The sequence below is a fragment of the Atopomonas hussainii genome, from assembly GCF_900109735.1.
In the GTDB taxonomy this organism is placed as follows: Bacteria; Pseudomonadota; Gammaproteobacteria; order Pseudomonadales; family Pseudomonadaceae; genus Atopomonas; species Atopomonas hussainii.
In genome coordinates, this window is the sequence record NZ_FOAS01000002.1 from 1 (window position 1) to 18,034 (window position 18,034).

Sequence of the window (18,034 nt, forward strand, 5' to 3'; positions counted from 1 at the left end):
CAGTTGCAAGAGCAAATAGAACGCCTGAAAGCCAAAGTGCGCGCCAAAGTCGAGCATCCCTTTCACGTGGTTAAAAATCTGTTTCATTACCGCAAAACGCGCTATCGCGGTCTGACGAAAAACACGGCGCAGCTGTTCAGCCTGTTTGGCTTCGCGAATTTGCTGCTATCCAAGCGACATTTGATGCGTGCTCACGGGATAAATCCGTCTTGCTGACGGGAAATGGCCTCTACGGAGGCTGCGCTAACGCCAAAAGGCGCTAGTCATGCGGGGAATCGAGCTGGTTTTCTGATTTTGCGCTGCGAATCGGCACTGGTGCTGGTGTGAGGCTTAATAAATCAGCGTTTCCTTAGCCATGCAAATAAGCTGATGCAAACGAGCGTATTCGGACTGGATGTGATCGCTACTTATATATGTAGCGATCAGCTTGTGTTGAAAGCTTCTCGTGATCGTTAATGCGCAGGCTTGTCTGTGGCCTTGAGCAGGTCTGCCAGATGCTTGCGTGATAGCGCCAAATAGCGCGGCGTTTGGCCGATGTCTTCATACAGTGGGTCGCCTAACTCATCGGTGGCGACTACCTTGCTGCCTTGCACATAGGGGAAGCTGCCTTCGAGCTCCTCCAGTGCGGCGCTGACTAAGTCGCCGAGCAAGTCTTCGGGGCTGCGTTTGGGGTACATCTCACTTAAGGCGGCTAGCCGGGCGGCGTCTTCTAGGGTTAGGGGGATGGCGTAGTCGCGGCGGGTTAAGCGGCCTTGGTCATGGGCTTGCCACTGTTCGACCAATTGACGAATTTTCATCGTCCTACTCCTCGGGCACTCCGGCCCTGTTTGCCTAGGCGGGCGGATGCCTTGCTTGCACAAGACATCCATAGGCTAAGGTTAGTCAGCATTATTCAACGCTGCTTGCTGGTGTCGCGCCCTTGTAAGGGGGCGTCGCGGTGGGCAAGCTGGTGTTCTTCTGCCCTGTCGCAACAAGGAGCTGTGCATGTTTGAGATTGATGCCCACCTGCGCGAGAACGTCCGTCAGCTGGGCGAGTTGCTTGGCGAGGTGATTCGCAGCCATCTAGGCGCTGATATGTTGGCGCGCATCGAGCGGATTCGCTTGGGTGCCAAGTCGGCCCGGCAGGGCAGCGACGAAGGCGCCAAAGTACTGCAACAGGCCTTGGCCGAGCTGGATGACGAGCAAGTGGTGCAAGTAGCACGCGCGTTTAACCAGTTTTTGAACTTGGCCAATATCTCTGAACAGTACCAACGCATCCGCCGCTTGCGCGATGGCGAAGAAGCGCGTTTTGAAGACCGCGTGCTGAGCGAGTTGTTAGCGCGCTTGCAGCAAGCAGGGCATGAGTCCTCGGCGCTGGCGCAGCAACTGGCCAAGTTGGAAATCGAGTTAGTGCTCACCGCGCACCCCACCGAAGTGAGCCGCCGCACGCTGATTCAAAAGTACGATGCTATCTCTGAGCAGCTGGCGTGGCGTGACCATAACGACCTTACCCCGGCGGAGTTATCCCGCTGCCGCGACCGTTTAGCACGGTTAATCGCCAGCGCTTGGCATACCGACGAAATTCGCCACGAACGGCCCACCCCGGTGGATGAAGCCAAGTGGGGGTTCGCGGTGATCGAAAACTCGCTCTGGCAGGCGGTGCCCAATTACCTGCGCAAGATCGATCAAACCCTGCAAGACAGCATCGGCGAGCGCTTGCCGCTAGATGCTGCGCCGGTGCGCATCGCCTCGTGGATGGGCGGCGACCGCGACGGCAACCCGAACGTCACCGCGACCGTCACCCGTGAAGTGCTGCTATTAGCGCGCTGGATGGCGGCGGATTTGTACCTGCGTGATGTCGATGGGCTAGCGGCGGAACTGTCGATGCACGCCGCCAGCAAGGCGCTATTGGCGCAAGCCGGTGACAGCCGCGAGCCTTACCGCGCGGTGCTCAAACAGCTGCGCGAGCGCCTGCGGGTAACCCGCCAATGGGCGCAAGACGCCCTGCATGCCGACATCCCCGCCCCGGCACAGGTGCTCAGCGACAATGCCGAGCTGCTAGCACCGCTGCAGCTGTGTTACGACTCTTTAAAAGCCAGTGGCTTAGGTTTGATTGCCGACGGCCATCTGACCGATACCCTGCGCCGTGTCGCCACCTTTGGCTTGTTCTTAGTGCGTTTGGATTTACGTCAGGAATCCACCCGTCACAGCCAAGCGGTGAGCGAGATCACCCAATTTTTGGGCCTTGGCGATTACAGCCAGTGGACGGAGGCCAAGCGCCAATCCTTCTTGCTCAAAGAACTGGAAAACCCGCGTCCGCTGCTGCCAGGGCATTTCCGCGCTACGCCGGATACCGCTGAGGTGCTGGCGACCTGCAAAGTGGCGGCCGAGGCGCCCGCTGGCGCACTGGGTTCGTATGTCATCTCTATGGCGGGCGCGCCTTCGGATGTGCTCGCTGTGCAGCTGTTGCTCAAAGAAGCTGGTTTGCAACGGCCGATGCGCGTGGTGCCCTTGTTTGAAACACTGGACGACCTCGAGTTTGCCGGTAAATGCATCAACACCTTGCTGGGGCTGGATGGCTATCGCCGTCGTTTAGCGGGCCCGCAAGAGGTGATGATCGGCTACTCGGATTCCTCCAAAGATGCCGGCACCTTGGCCGCCACATGGGCGCAATACCGCGCGCAAGAGCGCTTAGTGCAAGTCTGCCGCAACCATGAAGTAGAGCTGATCCTGTTCCACGGTCGTGGCGGTACGGTGGGGCGTGGCGGTGGCCCAGCGCACGCGGCGATCCTTTCGCAGCCGCCGGGTTCGGTGGCAGGGCGTTTCCGCGTGACCGAGCAGGGCGAGATGATTCGCTTCAAGTTCGGCCTGCCCGAGCTGGCTGTGCAGAGCTTGGAGATGTACGTAGCGGCGGTGTTGGAGGCAACGCTCGCGCCGCCCAAGCCGCCTAAGCCTGCGTGGCGCAAGCTGATGGACCAGCTTGCCGAGCAAGGCGTCGAGGCTTATCGCGGCGTGGTGCGTGGTGAGCCAACCTTTGTTGACTACTTCCGCCAAGCTACGCCGGAGCAAGAATTAGGGCGTTTGCCGCTGGGTAGTCGCCCGGCGAAACGCCGCGCCGGTGGTATCGAATCGTTGCGCGCCATTCCGTGGATCTTCGCGTGGACGCAAACCCGTCTCATGTTGCCCTCGTGGCTGGGGTGGGAAGTGGCGCTGGAGCAAGCGCTGGCCGATGGGCATGGCAAAACCCTGCAAGCCATGCGTGCGCAGTGGCCATTCTTCCGTACCCGTATCGACATGCTGGAGATGGTCTTGGCCAAAGCCGATGCCTCCATCGCACGTCTTTACGACGAACGGCTGGTAGCCGACGAGCACAAAGCTTTGGGAGAATCCCTGCGCCAGCGCTTACAGCGCATGCAGCAAGTGGTGCTGACCCTCACCGGGCAAACCGAATTGCTGCAAGCGTCGCCGGATATTCGCGCGGCACTGACCGTGCGCGATAGCTATCTGGACCCGCTGCACTTGCTGCAGGCCGAGCTGCTGGCACGTTCACGGCAGCAACAAGGCGCGTTGGATAGCCCCGTGGAACGGGCGTTGTTAGTGACTGTGGCGGGCATTGCCGCAGGCCTGCGCAACACCGGTTAAAAAACCTGACTGTGTTGCTGGGTTAAAGTGCATTTGTGACTGATCTATAATGTGCAGTCACAAATGCCATGTTTTGGGGCTCTACTGCCCAATGCTTGTGCAGAACGGGGGCGCTGTGTATCTTGTCCGGCCTTTCGCGTTTTGTGACTGCGTACCGAATTCCGGGAGTTCGCCTTGTGCCGGCGTGCTCCTTAGTCTTTAGCACACTTGAGGAGCACACCCATGCGCGTAATCCTGCTGGGAGCACCGGGCGCCGGTAAAGGTACCCAAGCCCGTTTTATCACCGAGAAGTTCGGTATTCCGCAGATCTCCACCGGCGACATGCTGCGTGCTGCCGTTAAGGCTGGCACTGAGCTGGGCCTGCAGGTGAAAGACATCATGGCCACCGGTGGCTTAGTGTCCGACGACCTGATCATCGCCCTGATCAAAGACCGTCTGGCTCAGCCGGACTGTGCTCAAGGCTGCCTGTTCGATGGTTTCCCGCGCACTATTCCGCAAGCCGAAGCGCTGCAGGAAGCCGGTGTGGCCATCGACAACGTGCTGGAAATCGCCGTAGACGACGAAGAAATCGTTCAGCGTATTTCGGGTCGCCGCGTGCACGAAGCCTCTGGCCGCGTGTACCACGTCACCTTCAACCCGCCGAAGGTAGAAGGCAAAGACGACGAAACTGGCGAAGACCTGCTGCAACGTCCTGACGACAGCGAAGAAACCGTGCGCAAGCGTTTGGCCGTGTACCACGAGCAAACCAAGCCGCTGGTTGATTTCTACGCCAAGCAAGCTGCCGCCACCGGCGCGCCGAAGTGCAGCAAGGTTGAAGGTGTCGGCTCGGTTGAAGCCATTACCGCCAAGGTGCTGGCTGCGCTGAGCTAAGCGGTTTTGCGTTACCCTACAACGGCCCGTCAGCGGGCCGTTGTTGTTTCTACTGTTTGAGATTGCTCTATGACCACCTTGTTGGCCCTCGATACCGCGACCGAAGCGTGCTCGGTGGCGCTGCTGCATAACGGCGAGCGTTACAGCGATTACGCGGTGATACCGCGTCAGCACGCGCAGCAGTTGTTGCCGATGATTCAAGCTTTGCTGGCGCAGGCGGGTGTGCCGATGAGTGCCGTGGATGCACTGGCTTTTGGTCGTGGCCCCGGCGCGTTTACCGGCGTGCGGATTGCCACCGGCATGGTGCAAGGCTTGGCGCTGGCGCTAGATCGCCCGGTGCTCGCGGTATCCAACTTGGCCTTGCTGGCCCAGCGTGCTTGGCGCGAGCACAGCGCGCGTGAGGTGGCCGCGGCCATTGATGCACGCATGGATGAAGTTTACTGGGGCTGTTATCGCCTCGATGAACACAGCGTGATGCAGCTGCAAGGCCTTGAAGCCGTGCTGCCGCCGGAGCAAGTCAGCCTGCCGCGCGAAATGCTCGCTGAGCACTGTTTTGGTGCTGGCACCGGCTGGGCCTATGCCGAGCGTTTGGCGGTAAAACCGGCGCAGTGTGATGCCAGCCTGCTGCCGCATGCCGAAGACTTGCTGAGCCTAGGCTTAGCCGCTTGGCAACGCGGCGAAGCGGTAGGTGCCGCCGATGCGCAGCCGGTGTACCTGCGCGATAAAGTGGCCACGCCGAAAAACGCGCCAGTGTAATTCTGGGCGTGTTGTCCTGATTTGCCGCTCCCAGTGGCCGCTTATAACAGCGCGTTGGCGTTAAGCACTGGCTACACTGGCGCTTTAATCAGAACAAAAAGGACTCGCCCCATGCGCCTTCGCCTGTCTGCGTTGTGCCTCGCCGTTTGCCTGCCGTTGGCGGCTGTGGCGCAGGCTGCCGACAAAACCTTCACTATTCTGCACACCAACGACTGGCAATCGCGCCTGCTCGGCTTTGGCCCGAATAACGAATTCACTCCAGCCACGGTCAATGATGACGACACCGTTGGCGGCGTGGCGCGCTTGGCCAGCTTGTTGGATGCGCGTCGTGCGGCTGCAGGGGATACCCCGGTGCTGCTGCTGGATGGCGGCGACTTCACCATGGGCACGCTGTTTCACACCGTGACCCGCGAGGTGGGCGGCGAGCTGCGCTTGATGAGCGAGCTGGGCTACGACGCTGCGGTGCTGGGTAACCACGAGTTTGATTTCCGCCCGCACGGTTTGGCGATGATGATCAGCGCCGCCGCTAAAGCGCGCTCCGGCCAGCTACCGCAGTTGCTCTCCAGCAATATGCAGTTCAGTACTGACAATAAAGCTGATGACAGCCTCAAGGTGCATTACGACGCCGGCCTGATTGCGCCTTACAAGGTGCTGGAGCGCGGCGGCATCCGCTTTGGCTTGTTCGGCCTGCTGGGTGAAAACGCTGTGGAAGTCAGCCCTATGACTAAACCGCTGCACTTTGTTAAGCCGCTGGAAGCCGCGCAGGCGATGGTCAAGCAGCTGCGCGAGGTCGAGAAAGTCGACGTGGTGATCCTGCTCTCGCACATGGGCATCAAGCAGGAGGCCGACGGCACTTGGCGCGGTGAAGAAGTCGAGCTGGTCGAGCAAGTGCCGGGCATCGATATTGTAGTGGGCGGCCACTCGCACATCGCCTTGCCGCAGCCGATTATGGTCAACGGCAAAACCCCGGTGATGCAGGCCGGTTCAGAAATTCAGCACCTTGGCGAGCTACGCATGAAGCTCACCGCCAATGGCCCCGAGGTGATTGATTACAGCCTGCACGCCATCAACGACACACTGCCGGGCAAGCCGAGCATCACCGCTGAAGTGGATAGCTTTAAACAGGTGGTGACCGAGCAGATGCTCGCCCCCAGCGGTTACGAGTTCGATCAACCGCTGGCCAAGGCGCCGCGCACGTTAACTCGCGCTTACGACGATCAAGCACTGGGCAACCTAGTCACCGACGCCATCCGCCACGCCACCGGCAGTGATGTGGCGTTTACCGGCAACGGCACCATCCGTGATGATGTGATCCACGGTCGTGACGGCGTGCAGAGTGTGTCGGATTTATTCCGCATTGCCCCGCTGGGCATCGGCGAGCTGGACGACCAGCCCGGCTATCCGCTGATGAAGGCTTACGTCACCGGCGAAGAAATCAAAAATGTGCTGGAAGTGCTGCTGGTGGCGTATCAGCTGCGCGATGACAGCTACTACCCGCGTTTGTCGGGGCTGAAGTTCACCTACAACCCCTACCGCGTGCCGTTTGATCGGGTCGAGCAGGTGTGGCTGGGTAATCCGCAAGACGGCTATCGCGAGCTGGATGTTTCGGCTGCCAACACCACGCTGTACAGCATCGGCGCGACCACCTATGTGGGCAGCTTTACCTGGCTGATTCCGGATATCTCTAAGGGCTTGCTCAGCGTGGTGCCGAAAACCGCCGACGGCCAACCGCTAGAGAACGTGCAAGCCGCGCTGATCGACCGTGATGCCAGCACAGACGGCGTGCAGGAATATAAAGAGTGGCAGGCGCTGCTCGATCACCTGCGCAGCCTGCCGGACAGCAATGGCGATGGTTTGGCCGATATCGCCGATGATGACGCCGCCAACGAGCTGCGCATGATTCGCCACGCCAGCCTCGATCCGCGCAGCCTGCTGCGTAATGCCGGTGCGTTGCAGTGGAGTGTCAGCGTCGGCGGTCTGCTAGTGCTCCTGCTGCTAGGCTGGTGGTTATATCGCCGTTTGCGTGCGTGACTTTGGCGTGGGCTGTCTTGTCACACTGCCACTGGCTGCCTAAAGTGGCGGCGGACAATTAAGGCTTGGAGCTAAGCGATGAATGAATTGCAGGAACTGTTCAATAACAACGTGCGTTGGGCAGAGGCCATCACGGATGAAGACCCGCAATTCTTCGAAAAACTCGCCAAGCAGCAAAGCCCTGAGTACCTGTGGATTGGCTGCGCCGATTCACGGGTACCGGCCAACGAAATCGTCGGCATGATGCCCGGCGAGCTGTTCGTGCACCGTAATATTGCCAACGTGGTGCTGCATACCGATATCAACTGCCTGTCAGTGATGCAGTTCGCCGTGGAAGTGCTCAAGGTTAAGCACATCATCGTTACCGGCCACTACGGCTGTGGCGGTGTGCGCGCGGCGATGAACAATCGCCAATACGGCCTGATCGACTGCTGGCTGCGCAATATCCGCGATATTTATTACGAGCACAGCGATGAGCTGAACAAGCTGCCCACTGAGGAAGAGCAGGTGGACCGCCTCTGTGAGCTGAACGTGGTGCATCAAGTGGCACACGTGAGCCACACCAATATCGTGCAGAACGCTTGGCACCGTGGCCAGCCGTTGTCGGTGCATGGTTTTATCTACGGCATTAAAGATGGCCGCCTGAAAAACCTTAACGTGACCATTACCGGCCCCGAGCAAGTAGCGCCGCAATATCGCGTGTTACCGCTGGGGCAATAAACGTGGGTGTGTCGCCGCGCAGCACAGCGGCGCTGTGGCTGCTGCTGGCGATCAGTAGCTGGGCGGGTAATGCCTTGGTAGCGCGCGCTTTAGCTGGCAGCGTGCCGCCGATGGCCATGTCTTTCTGGCGCTGGGCCGGCGCCTTTCTCATCTTGATTCCGCTGATGGCGCTGCCGCTGTGGCGCCAGCGCGCCTTGCTGCGCCAAGCCGGCTGGCGCTTGGTGGTGCTGGCGCTGCTGGGTATCAGCGCGTTTAACAGCATTCTTTACCACGCGGCGGTGAGCACCACGGCGATCAATATCACCTTGGTTAACACCAGCCTGCCGATTGCTGTGTTTGCCTTAAGTGGCTGGCTGCTGAGTGAGTGGCCGACGCGGCGCAACCTGCTGGGTACCGGGCTGGCGATGCTGGGCCTGTTGTGGCTGATCAGCGCCGGCAGCTGGCAGCGCTTGGCGGCGCTGGAGTTTAATCAGGGCGACTTGCTGATGCTCTTGGCGGTGCTCGATTGGGGCCTGTACAGCGTGCTGCTCAAGCGCTGGGCCACGCACCTGCAAGGTTTTAGCCCATGGCTGTTGTTGGCTGCGCTGGTGCTGATCGGCACGCCGCCGCTGTTGCCTTTGTATCTGTGGGAGTGGCAATCCGTAGGTGGTTTCGCTTTAACTACCGCTAATCTAGGTGGTATTGCCTACACCGCCGTGTTTGCCTCGCTGCTCGCGTATTACGGCTGGAACCAAGGCGTTCGCGTGCTGGGGGCGGGCACGGCGGCGGTGTTTAACTACCTAATGCCGGTGATCACCGCTGTGTTGGCGGTATTGCTGCTTAGTGAGCAACTCACCAGCGCGCATGCCATTGGCGGTGGGTTGATTCTGTTTGGCCTGTGGTGGGGCCAGCGCCGTTAAGGATTTGTTACTCTGGTGGCTCATTTAGCTCACTCGGTCTAGCCATGCATTCACTCTGCGTTATCCCCGGCGACGGTATTGGTCCAGAAGTTACCGAAGCCGCTGTGACAGTGCTGCAAGCCGTGCTGCCTGATCTGCACATAGAACATGCCGAGGCCGGCTGGGGCACGTTTCAGCGCTGCGGTGAGGCGGTGCCGCAGGCGACTTTAGACGCCATGCAACGCTGCGGCGCGGGGCTGTTTGGTGCAGTGCAGTCGCCGACCATGAAGGTCGAAGGTTATCGCAGCGCGATCATCACCTTACGCCAGCGCTTAAAACTCTCAGTGAACGTGCGCCCAGTGCGCAGTCGGCCTTTGGTGTCGCCTAAGCCTGGGGTGGACTTACTGATTCTGCGCGAGAACAGCGAATGCCTGTACAGCGGTCGCGAGCACTTAAGCGCCGAAGGCGTGGCGGTGGCCGAGCGGGTGATCACTCGTGAGGCCTGCTTAGCGCTGGCTGAGCGTGCGGTGAAGGTGGCCAAAGAGCGTGGCGCGTGGCGCATCACCTTAGTGCACAAGGCCAACGTGCTGCCGCTGACCTGCGGTTTGTTTCGCGATACCTGCCGTGCGGTGCTCAAAGATGCCGGTTTCGAGGCGATAGTCGATGAGCGTTTGGTGGATGTGGCCGCCCTGCAACTCACCGAAGCACCGGAGCGCTTTGATCTGATTCTGACCACTAACTTGTTTGGCGATATTTTGTCCGACTTGGCCGCCCACTGGGCCGGTGGCTTAGGCATGGCGCCGTCGCTGAACTGGGGTAATGGCTGCGCCTTGGCCGAGCCGGTGCATGGTTCGGCACCAGATATTGTCGGCACGGGGCGGGCTAATCCGCTGGCAGCGATGCTGAGCGCGGCCTTGTTGCTGCGCCATCACTGGGGCCTGAATAACGAGGCTGAGCTGATCGAAAACGCCGTGGAGCGCTTCTTGGCCAAAGAGCGCCAAGTGGATTTCGCCGGGCAAACCACGCGGCGTATCACCATGGGTGTGCTGGCGGCGCTGGGTTAGCCCAGCGCGAAAGCGAGCGGTGCGGGGCTGCTGTCTTCCTCCACAGGCCCGTAGTGCGCGCGAATCAGGGTGAGAAACTCGTCTTTACTGCGTAGCGAACAGGTGCCGCATTGGCCTTCGCTGTTGCTGCATTGGTATTGCAGGCAGCAACCTTCGCGCTTGGGTAGCCAGTGGCGTAAGCCTTGGCGGCGCACGCCAATCCATTGCAGCTGCTGGCTGATTTTCTCGCCAAAGCTGGCGAGGTAGGCCTGACTGATCTGCCCGAGTTCTTCGCTGGCAGCGGTGTGGCCAAGAATAAAATTCCACGGCATCACTAGGCTTAGCGCCGCATTGCTCCAAAACACCCCAGGGCCAAGGCCCAGTTGTCGCCACAGCGGGTAGCTGTGTTTTAGCTGTGCTTGGCTCCATGCGATGAGTTCGGCATGGCTAAACACGGCGCTGCCTTGCGGGTATGTCCAGAGCCAGCGTTTGTGTGCGGGGCACAGGCCGACCTGCGCGCCCAACTCAAGAGCTGGCTGTTGCAACAAGCTCAGCAGCGCTTGGCGGGCGAAGGTTTGTTGGCAGTACTGTTTATGCAACACGCTGACTAATACCGTAGCGTTGTCGATGCCCAGTTGTGCGCGCAGTGGTGCGCTGGCTTGCCACAAGGCGTCGCGGCTGGCGCTGATGGTTGGCCAATGTTCTTGTCGTTGCGGCGCAGGAAGATCACGCAGCTCGGCTATTTCTTCTTGTACGTGCGCGTCGTTGGGCAATAGCTGGTGGTATAGGGCGGTAAAGTTCATTGGGCGCGCCCTCCGCGTAGGCCAATTAAAAAGTACAAACCGCCGACTAACGTAGCCAGCAGCCCGGCAGGCAGTTGGAAGGGGTAGAGCACGTTACGCCCCAGCCAGTCGGCCAACACCATTAAGCAAGCGCCGATCAGGCTGCCGATCAGCAGTTGTTGGCGCACTCGCTGCGCGCCGAGCAAGCGCGCCATGTGCGGGGCCATCAAGCCAATAAAACTCAACGGGCCGATCAGCAAGGTGGCGCTGGCGGTTAACAGTGCTGCCAAACTCAGCAGGCTCAAGCGGGCCTTGCCGAGATTCAGGCCTAGACCGCGCGCGGCTTCGGCGCCGAGGCCGAGCAGGGTTAGCCAGCGGCTGCCCGCCCAGCACAGCGCACCGAGCACTAGGGCCAGTGCTAGCAGGCTGAGCGACTGAGTGAGGCTAGTGTGATAGGTCGAACCGGCCAGCCAGAACAACAATGGCTGCAAGCGTGGATCACCACTGGCCAGAAGTAAGTGCAGCACGGCATCGAGCAGGGCGGCGATGGCAATCCCCGCCAGTAACAAGCGCTGCGGTGAATATTGGCTGCGCCGCGACAGGCTGAGCAAAAAGCCTAAGGTCAGCGCGCTGCCCACTGCGCCGGCTAGCAACTGGGCGCTGCGTCCAGCATCGGCCCACAGCAACACCAGTGCGATTAAGCCGAGCGCGCTGCCGGCGCTGATGCCTAACACTTCAGGACTGGCCAACGGGTTGTTGGCCAAGCGCTGCAAAACTGTACCGGCCAAAGCCAGCAAGATACCGGCGGCTAACGCGGCCAACACGCGTGGCAAGCGCCACGGCAAGGTTTGCGCCCAGCTAGTGGTGTCGATCAGCCAGTGCGCTTGGCCTGCGCCGCTAAACAATGCGAGCAACAGAATGCCGACCAGCAAAGCGCTTAAACCTTTTAGGCCAATGCGCGCGGGGCGTGTGTTCAGCGCTAGGCTGTCTTGCCCGCCGTTTAAGCCGCGCACCTGCGGCAATAGCCATAACAGCAGCGGTGCGCCGATCAGTGCGGTGGCGGCGCCGGTGGGCAGCCAGCCGCTGCCCAGTTGCTCGGCCCATTGCAGCGCTTGGTCGGTGAGGGTGAGGATCAGCGCGCCGCACAGCGGTGCCCAAAACAGTTGCTGACTAAAGCGTCGTGCGCCCAGCAGGCGTGCTAGCGCAGGGCCGGCGAGGCCAATAAAGGCAAACACGCCCAGTGCGCTGGTGATGCAGGCGCACAGCCATACGGCAGCCAGCAAGGCGGCGAGGCGTAGCCAAAAAAGCGGAATGCCTAGGCCACGTGCTTGTTCATCTTGCAGGGCCAATAACCCCAGCGGGCGGCTGATTAGCACAATGGCTAGTGCGCCGATGAGCAGGCGCGGCCAGAGAAAGCTCACCGCACTCCAGTCTTGCTGATTCAGCGAGCCGGCGCCCCACAAGAACAAGCCGGACAGGCGCTGCTCATGCAGCAAAATCAATGCGCCACTTAAGGCGCCGCAGTACAAGCCCACCACTAAACCAGCCAACACCACGGCCAGCGGCGATAGTTGTCGTCCCCAAGCCAAACTTAGCACCAGCGCCAGTGCGCCTAAGCCGCCGATTAGGGCCAGCCATTCGTTGCCGGGGTTTAGGCTGGCGGGCAGAAACAAGCTGCCGGCGGCCATTGCCAGCTGTGCGCCACCGGCGATGCCCAGCGTGCTGGGCGAGGCAATCGGGTTGCGCAGCACTTGCTGCAACACTAAACCGGCCAATGCCAGCGCCGCACCGGCTAAAGCACCGGCGGTTAAGCGAGGCAGCAGGCTGTACCAGATCAACAGTTGGCGATAGTCGTCGTTACTGGGCTGGCGCAGGCTGGTGAGCCATTCTTGCCACGGCAGCACTTGGCCAACTTGCGCCGCCAAAAGGCCTGCGCAGAGTAAAAACAGGCCGCTACCGAGTAACGGCAAGCGCACGCTGGGGGTCATGGTGTGCTCGTCAGTTGCTCGGTAAGCAAGCGCGCCAAGCGCTCGGCCGCGTGCAGACCGCCAAAGGCCCATACCGGTTCTAGACTGTGCACACGTTGCTCGCGGACAAACTCACGCGCGCGCCATAGTGGGCTGTTGGTCATGATTTCGAGGGTTTTGTCCGGCACCGGCTGGAAGTAAAACAGTGTGCTGTTGGGCTGCACTTGCAGCTGCTCAACCCCTTGAGTGGCGAAACCCCAATAGTTGGTTTCGCCGTGCCACGCATTCTTCAGGCCGAGTTTATCCAGCGTGGCTTGATACAAACCCTCGCCGCCATGCACGCGCAGATGGCGCGGGTCGACGATATTCACCAGCGCCACCGGCCCTTGGGCATCGCCCAGCTGCGCGCGATAGCCAGCGAATTGTTCGTTGATGCGGGTCAGTAGTGCTTGTGCTTCGGCTTCTTTACCCAGCACTTCGCCCATCTGTAGGGTGATCTGTTCGGCACGTTGCCACGGCTGGCGGTCTTCGGTGTAGATAGAGAGCACCATCACCGGGGCGATTTTCTCCAGCTTATCCAGCAGCGGCGCATAGTCGCGCGGCACCAGAATGAGCTCGGGCTTAAGGGCTTGTAGTACTTCGAGATTCGGTTCGCGGCGTGAGCCTAGATCGGCCACGCTGTCGGGCAGTGCTGGCTCGGCGACCCACTCCCGGTAGCCATCGGTTTCGGCCATGGCGATGGGCGTGACGCCTAAGTCCAAGGCGATCTCGCCGAGGCTCCATTCGAGGGTGACGATGCGCTCCGGGATTTTATCCAGCGTGACGCTGCCGTTTTCATGGGCATAGGTGGCGGCGTGAGTGAAGCCAGACAGCGCTAAGCACAGGCCGCCAAGCAGCGCGGGGAAGGGGAAACGAAACATGGGCATTACTCGATAAACGCCAGCGGCAGCGCACTGCCGGGGGCGAAGAGGGTTTGCATAGGCACGCCATACAAGGCGGTGAGCTGCGCGGGCTGGAGCAGATCGGCCGGGGTGCCTTGAAACACCAGCTGGCCTTGACGCAGGGCGATAATGTCGTCGCAAATGCGGCTGGCGAGGTTCACATCGTGCAGCACGATGATGACGCCCAGCTGTAGCTCATCGCACAACTGACGAATCAGCTGCAGCACTTGCAGTTGATGGGCGACATCGAGCGCTGAGGTTGGCTCATCCAGCAACATAAAGCGGCTGTTTTGCGCCAACAACATGGCCAGCCACGCGCGCTGGCGTTCGCCGCCGGAGAGATAGTTCACTGCGGCATGGCTAAGGCTACTTAGCCCCGTGCGCTCAATGGCTTGCTCGACGTGTTGTTGATCGTCGTGGCTAAAACGCCCCAGCGGGCCGTGCCAAGGGTAGCGGCCTAGGGCGACCAGTTCGCGCACCGTTAAACCATCAGTTAGCGGCGGGTGCTGCGGCAGATAAGCCACTTGGCGGGCAAAGGCGCGTGCCGACCAGTTGGCGAGGCGTTGTTCTTGATAGCGAATGTCGCCGCTTGAGGGCGAGTGTTGGCGGGCCAGTAGCTTAAGCAGCGTGGATTTGCCCGAGCCGTTATGGCCCAGCAACCCGGTGATGCAGCCCGGTTTAAGCTGCAACGACAAAGGCGCCAGCAGCGTGCGGCTGCCGGCGCGAAACGTCACCTTATCCAGTTCAAACATAACTAGGCGGCCCCGGCCACAGCCGGGGCGCACTCCTTAGAACGACACGTTGTAGGTGAGGCTGTAGGTGCGGCCACGACCGTGGTAGTCGAACAGGCCGACCGGTGCCAAGGCGCCGTAGAACACTTGCGCACGCTGGCCCCACACGGTGGTGTAGTCCTTGTCGAGCAGGTTCTGGATGCCGAAGGTCAAATCGCCGACCGGCAGCTTTTGCGTGGCCAGTAGATCGAACAAGGCATAACCGTCGATGCTGTTGCTCTTCTCGTCGCTCAAGTTAAAGGAGCGTACGCCTTGCAAACGCACGCTTTGCTCGGCGCCATACCAGCCCACAAACGCACCGGCCTTAGACGGGCTGGCGCTGGTGACGTCTTGCTTATCCCAGCTGCCGTCGGTCTTTTGCTGCGAGCGCAGGGCCAAGCCGTTGGCGCCAATCTGCCAGGCGTCGTTCAGCCAGTAACTGACTTGCGCCTCAAGTCCATAGTTGCGTTTTTTGTCATCCAGCTGCTGCACGGCCAAGGTGCTGCTGTCGTAAGTGATGCTCTTATCGCTCCAGGCGTAGAACAGCGCCGCTTGGGCATCCAAGGCGCCGTCGTTGTAGCGATAGCCCCACTCGACTTGCTTGGTTTTGATGCCGTCCAGAGGGGAGTCATCGACACTTACGCCTTTGTTTAAGCGCCAGTGGCCAGCAACCAAGCTGTAGTTGCCAAAGCCGTAGTACTTGGCTGGGTCGGGCAGCTCGAAGCCTTCCGAGTAGTTCAGCCAAGTCTGTTGTTGGTCGTCCAGCTTGTACACGGCGCCGGCGTTATACAGGGTGACGTCGTAGTCTTTTTCGCCGCCGGGAATCGCATCAGCGCTCACGCCGAGTGCTGTTGTACCCATGGCTTTACCGGCAGCAATGGCGATTTGCTGCTGCGCGCCGACAAAGCTACCGACCTCGGTTTCCATCTTTTGATGACGTACACCGGCGGATAGGGTCAGCTTGTCAGTGGCCTTAAAGCTGGCTTGCGAGAAGGCCGACACGCTTTTGATGTCGATGCCCGGATAGCGGCCCACAGAGGCGTATTTATCAGCGGTTAGACCGCCGCTTTGCGCTGCTTTGTTGAGGTCGAACAGGGTCTGGCTGGAGTCGAAGTTTTCTTTGTCGGCATCCAGTCCGTAAGTCAGGTCGAAGCGATCCCAGCTCTTGTTCAGCACCAGTTTCACGCCAAAGGCATCGGTGTCTTGCTGTGAGGCCGAATAGTACGACTGGAAGGGGTTTACGTTAGTGCCCGAGAAACGCACGCTGGGGAAGGGGTTAAAGGCCATCTCTTCCTGACGGTAATAGGCCTGAATGTAGGCGCTATGACCGAGAATTTCCGGAATGTGGTAAGTGGCGTTGTACATCTGGCGATTGGTTTCTGGGTCGAGATCGCTGTCCCAGCCATCTTCCACGCCAAAGCCTTGGCCGGTGCGCAGAGCGCTGAAGTTCTGCCCCAGATACAGGCCGTCATCGCCGTTGTAGCCCGAGTCATAGATCTGCGCGCCCAAGTTGATGCTGTGGCCGTTGGGCAGCACGATGTCCAAGTTGCCCATGATGTCGGTGGACTGGTTGTACTGCAGGTCGGTCTGGGTGATGTCCATCAGCACGCGGTCGCCGTTGCCATCGTACGCGGCACCGTTTTGTTGATAGGCCACCGACAGGCGGCCAAAGACATTCTCGCTGCCACCGGAGATGGCTTGGGCGGCGCGCCAGTCGAGGTCTTCGCTGGTTTCAAAGCCGCTGCGCAGGCCCACTTGGCTATCAAACTTAGCCGCACCCGGCTGGCCTTTCTTGGTGACGATATTGATGATGCCGCCAGTGGCGCCACCGCCGTACAGCGCATTGGCGCCGGAGAGCACTTCGATACGGGCAATATTGAACGGATCAATCGAGTCGAACTGACGGCTAATGCCGCGCGCGCTGTTTAGGGACACGCCGTCGATCATCACCAGCACGCTGCGGCCACGCAGGTTCTGACCGTTGTTGGTACGGCCTTGTGCGCCAATATCCAGGCCCGGAATCAACTGGCCCAGCGCTTCTTTCAGCGGTACGCCAGCGCGTGCCTGCTGCTGGATTTGTTCTTCTTCCACCACCCACACAGTGCCGGGCAGCTCACTGATTTGTGTTGGGGTACGCGCGCCGACTACAACGACTTCGTCGAGTTGCGTGGCAGCGCTGGCTACCGACGACAAACAAACACCGGCAAGCAGGCTCAAAGCAAAAGGCGGTTTACGCACAGCGGACAGGTACTGCATGAGTTCGATCCCTGGGTGGCTTTAAAGAGGATGCGAAACTTAGTGCAAGTGAGAACGAATATCAACCGTAAATATTTTGCGGTTGTTCTAGCTCATGTTGTCAGGCTCTTGGTGAGTGTGTGTTCGTTTCTCTTGGTTGACGATTGAGGGGCACCCGCGAGCCTTCGCTGGATGCACGATTAGACGCAGGAGCGCGCTGACATCCTCTTCCGTAGGGTGTTGGAGAGGCAACTATATGAGCATGTGCTATGCATAGAGTTTGCTGCCCCACTTGCTGTGGGTGCGTAGGTCCGGTGAAGCCGAGGCGGTCGGGTGATGTTGAGCGCTTGGTGTCGTTAAATCGCAACGTTTATGGAGGAGGGATGCATGGAAGCTTTTTTGGCAGTTATTGGTTTCAGTAACGGCTTGGTGATCAGCGGTGTGCTTGGCGGGGTGTTAGGCAGCTTCGCTAATGCGGTACGGCATACCATTAATTTAGAGGGGCCGCCGCGCCATGAAAGCGAGCTAACTTGGGCATCTAAAGACCTGCAAGAAAAACGAGGCGCTTGGTTATTTCTTCGTTGCTTTTTGGGCGGCGTAATCGGCTTGGTGCTGGGGCTCTATTTCGTCGGCGCACTGCACGAAACCCTTGGCACTTTTGCCAAGGTTGTAGCCCTGTCGATCATCGTGGGATACAGCGCGCCGGTTTTGCTTGAGACTCAAGAGCGCTTAATGAAGGCTCGTTTGGCGAGTTTGTCAGCCAGTGCAGATACAAAGCCAGAGGCAGCGGATTGATAGTGGCGCGTTAGGCTACGGGCGCCTGCTGATTCGCTCGGCTTCGATCGCGCGGGCAATCTCCTGCCACTCTTCGGCAAAGTATTTACGCAAGAACTTCAGTTTGATGTGCCCGGCGATTTTGCCGAGCACAGTGCGCTTTTTACTGAGGTTTTTGCTGATTTCTTCGGCGAGCCACTTTTCATCAAATGCCGCCCAGACGGTAGGGATTACCGCAAATGCATTGGCTGCACACACAGGTGTCACTTCGGTGAAAAACATGTGCTCCAGAACAGGAAGTGGGTAATCACAAATCTGTTTGGCAATGTGCTGGTAGTTAACTTCGGTATCTAGAAATGCGTCTGAAAGCGCGGCCCAAATTTTGATTTGCTCGTCCGGGCTTAAGAGGTCGTCCATGTGTGAGCGTCCGTAGTCACGATGTAGTCACTTCTCCATAAGGCACAAAGGCCTACCCGGAGGTAAGCCTTTGATTTATATGGTAGCAACGAGTGGACTTGAACCACCGACCCCAGCATTATGAATGCCGTGCTCTAACCAACTGAGCTACGTTGCCGCAATGGCGCGCATTATTCGCATCTTGGCTTGGGGTGTCAACCCCTGGAAAAGGGAATAATGCGTTTTTGAT

General features: G+C 59.7%; 16 protein-coding genes and 1 tRNA gene. 9 read left to right on the plus strand and 8 right to left on the minus strand.

What is annotated here, in order from left to right; all coding sequences use genetic code 11:
• On the plus strand, positions 1-216 hold a 216-nt coding region (locus tag BMX80_RS01670; protein WP_139213993.1), incomplete at its 5' end, for a transposase.
• A 236-nt stretch (positions 217-452) separates the two neighbouring features.
• Here the strand turns inward: BMX80_RS01670 and BMX80_RS01675 are convergent.
• Positions 453-797 (minus strand): pilin assembly protein, encoded by a 345-nt coding sequence (locus BMX80_RS01675; protein ID WP_071872060.1) that lies wholly within the window; start codon positions 795-797, stop codon positions 453-455.
• 187 nt (positions 798-984) lie between these two features.
• On the opposite strand from BMX80_RS01675, the gene ppc reads away from it, so the two are divergent.
• The 7 genes from ppc (at position 985) to BMX80_RS01710 (ending at position 9,940) form a co-directional block, all read left to right on the plus strand.
• The gene (gene ppc, locus BMX80_RS01680) at positions 985-3,621 is read left to right on the plus strand and encodes a phosphoenolpyruvate carboxylase (protein ID WP_074864431.1); all 2,637 of its coding nucleotides are present in this window, start codon (positions 985-987) and stop codon (positions 3,619-3,621) included.
• 222 nt (positions 3,622-3,843) lie between these two features.
• A complete protein-coding gene (gene adk / locus BMX80_RS01685; RefSeq protein ID WP_074864433.1) occupies positions 3,844-4,491 on the plus strand; it encodes an adenylate kinase in 648 nt (215 codons plus the stop codon).
• 69 nt (positions 4,492-4,560) lie between these two features.
• Positions 4,561-5,247, plus strand: coding sequence for a tRNA (adenosine(37)-N6)-threonylcarbamoyltransferase complex dimerization subunit type 1 TsaB (tsaB, locus tag BMX80_RS01690; RefSeq protein ID WP_074864435.1), 687 nt, complete (start codon positions 4,561-4,563; stop codon positions 5,245-5,247).
• A 111-nt stretch (positions 5,248-5,358) separates the two neighbouring features.
• Positions 5,359-7,278, plus strand: a complete 1,920-nt coding sequence (locus BMX80_RS01695) for a bifunctional metallophosphatase/5'-nucleotidase (protein WP_074864438.1) — start codon at positions 5,359-5,361, stop codon at positions 7,276-7,278.
• A 78-nt stretch (positions 7,279-7,356) separates the two neighbouring features.
• Positions 7,357-7,998, plus strand: a complete 642-nt coding sequence (can, locus tag BMX80_RS01700) for a carbonate dehydratase (protein WP_074864440.1) — start codon at positions 7,357-7,359, stop codon at positions 7,996-7,998.
• An 8-nt stretch (positions 7,999-8,006) separates the two neighbouring features.
• The gene (locus tag BMX80_RS01705) at positions 8,007-8,897 is read left to right on the plus strand and encodes a DMT family transporter (RefSeq protein WP_074864965.1); all 891 of its coding nucleotides are present in this window, start codon (positions 8,007-8,009) and stop codon (positions 8,895-8,897) included.
• 44 nt (positions 8,898-8,941) lie between these two features.
• Positions 8,942-9,940, plus strand: a complete 999-nt coding sequence (locus BMX80_RS01710; RefSeq protein ID WP_074864442.1) for an isocitrate/isopropylmalate dehydrogenase family protein — start codon at positions 8,942-8,944, stop codon at positions 9,938-9,940.
• Here the strand turns inward: BMX80_RS01710 and BMX80_RS01715 are convergent.
• The 5 genes from BMX80_RS01715 to BMX80_RS01735 are packed head-to-tail and all read right to left on the minus strand — an operon-like array spanning position 9,937 to position 16,635.
• A complete protein-coding gene (locus tag BMX80_RS01715; protein ID WP_074864444.1) occupies positions 9,937-10,722 on the minus strand; it encodes a hypothetical protein in 786 nt (261 codons plus the stop codon). The genes BMX80_RS01710 and BMX80_RS01715 overlap by 4 nt on opposite strands.
• Positions 10,719-12,689, minus strand: coding sequence for a Fe(3+)-hydroxamate ABC transporter permease FhuB (gene fhuB, locus BMX80_RS01720; protein WP_074864446.1), 1,971 nt, complete (start codon positions 12,687-12,689; stop codon positions 10,719-10,721). The genes BMX80_RS01715 and fhuB overlap by 4 nt, the downstream gene beginning before the upstream one ends.
• Positions 12,686-13,588 carry an ABC transporter substrate-binding protein gene (locus BMX80_RS01725; protein WP_074864967.1) on the minus strand — a complete coding sequence of 301 codons (903 nt, stop codon included), beginning with the start codon at positions 13,586-13,588 and terminating at the stop codon, positions 12,686-12,688. The genes fhuB and BMX80_RS01725 overlap by 4 nt, the downstream gene beginning before the upstream one ends.
• Before the next feature lie 5 nt (positions 13,589-13,593).
• Entirely contained in the window at positions 13,594-14,361 is a 768-nt protein-coding gene (locus BMX80_RS01730) for an ABC transporter ATP-binding protein (RefSeq protein WP_074864448.1), read from the minus strand.
• 36 nt (positions 14,362-14,397) lie between these two features.
• Complete coding sequence (locus BMX80_RS01735) at positions 14,398-16,635, minus strand: TonB-dependent receptor (RefSeq protein ID WP_074864450.1); 2,238 nt, start codon at positions 16,633-16,635, stop codon at positions 14,398-14,400.
• A 366-nt stretch (positions 16,636-17,001) separates the two neighbouring features.
• Between BMX80_RS01735 and BMX80_RS01740 the strand changes: the two genes are divergently transcribed.
• Positions 17,002-17,409, plus strand: a complete 408-nt coding sequence (locus tag BMX80_RS01740; protein ID WP_074864451.1) for a hypothetical protein — start codon at positions 17,002-17,004, stop codon at positions 17,407-17,409.
• 15 nt (positions 17,410-17,424) lie between these two features.
• On the opposite strand, the gene BMX80_RS01745 is transcribed toward BMX80_RS01740, so the two are convergent.
• On the minus strand, positions 17,425-17,805 hold the full coding sequence (locus BMX80_RS01745; RefSeq protein ID WP_074864453.1) for a DUF7079 family protein: 381 nt from the start codon (positions 17,803-17,805) through the stop codon (positions 17,425-17,427).
• 80 nt (positions 17,806-17,885) lie between these two features.
• A tRNA-Met gene (locus BMX80_RS01750) sits at positions 17,886-17,962 on the minus strand.
• Between the last annotated feature and the right edge of the window lie 72 nt (positions 17,963-18,034).